Origin of the sequence: Streptomyces sp. SPB074 (assembly GCF_000154905.1) — a bacterium.
Taxonomy (GTDB): domain Bacteria; phylum Actinomycetota; class Actinomycetes; order Streptomycetales; family Streptomycetaceae; genus Streptomyces.
Genome location: NZ_GG770539.1, coordinates 2,875,158 through 2,876,265 on the forward strand (window position 1 = coordinate 2,875,158; position 1,108 = coordinate 2,876,265).

Annotated in this window: 2 protein-coding genes; both read right to left on the reverse strand. The window is 77.1% G+C overall.

Going from position 1 to position 1,108, the window contains the following annotated elements:
• On the reverse strand, positions 1 to 375 hold a 375-nt coding region (locus SSBG_RS11780), incomplete at its 3' end, for an FAD-dependent oxidoreductase (protein ID WP_037869526.1).
• The coding region (gene panC / locus SSBG_RS11785) for a pantoate--beta-alanine ligase (protein ID WP_078491275.1) at positions 372 to 1,108 on the reverse strand (737 nt) is incomplete at its 5' end. The genes panC and SSBG_RS11780, both read right to left, overlap by 4 nt.

A 1,108-nucleotide genomic window follows, 5' to 3' on the forward strand; every position in this document is an offset into this window, starting at 1 on the left:
CTCGGTGTCGAAGCGCGCGCCCGTCTCGATGAGGCGGCGCACGGCCCCCGGGCCCTCGGTGACGAGGAGCCGCACGGCGTCGGCGTCGCACAGGCCGACGCCCGCGACGAGCGTGTCGTCCAGGTGCTGTTCGGGCGTGTCGCCCTCGCCGAGCGCGGCGGCGATCCCGCCCTGCGCCCACCGCGTCGAGCCGTCGTCCAGCCGCGCCTTGGTGACGACGACGGTACGCAGTCCGGCCGCCTCGCAGCGCAGCGCGACGGTGAGCCCGGCGACGCCGGAGCCGACCACGACGACGTCCGCCTCGCGGCTCCAGCCGGGTGCGGGGGCGGGGAGGCGGAGGGTTTCGCGGGGTATGGGCGGCTGGGCGGCGTTCACGGGGTGGCTCCGGGGAGGGGTGCGGGCCCGGAGGCCGGGGCCAGCGGGAGGTTGTCGATGAGGCGCGTGGCGCCGACGCGGGCGGCGACGGCGAGGACCGCCGCGCCGGGGAAGGCGCCGGTGATCTCGGTGAAGTCGGCGGGGTCCACGAGCGCGACGTAGTCGAGGACGACGGGCGGCGCCGCCTGGGCGGCCCGGTCGAGCACGCGGCGGGCGGCGGCGCGTACCGCCTCGGGGCCTTCGCCGCGCGCGGCGGCGTCCTGGCCCGCGTACAGCGCCCGCGAGAGGGCGAGGGCGGCGGCGCGCTCGTCCGGGGAGAGGTAGCGGTTGCGGCTGGAGCGGGCGAGTCCGTCGCTCTCGCGCGCGGTGGGCACGGCGACGATCTCGATGCCGAAGGCGAGGTCGCGGACCATGCGGCGGACGAGCGCGAGCTGCTGGGCGTCCTTCTGACCGAAGAGCGCGAGGTCGGGGCGTACGAGGTGGAACATCTTGCCGACGACGGTGAGCATCCCGTCGAAGTGGCCCGGGCGGCTCGCGCCTTCGAGGCGCTCGCCCATGGGGCCCGCGCTGATCCGGACCTCGGGCGGGCCGCCGGGGTAGACCTCTTCGGCGGAGGGGGCGAGGACGTGGTCGGCGCCCGCCGAGCCGGCGAGGTCGAGATCGGCGTCCAGGGTGCGCGGGTAGCGGTCGAGGTCCTCACCCGCGCCGAATTGCAGCGGGTTGACGAAGACCG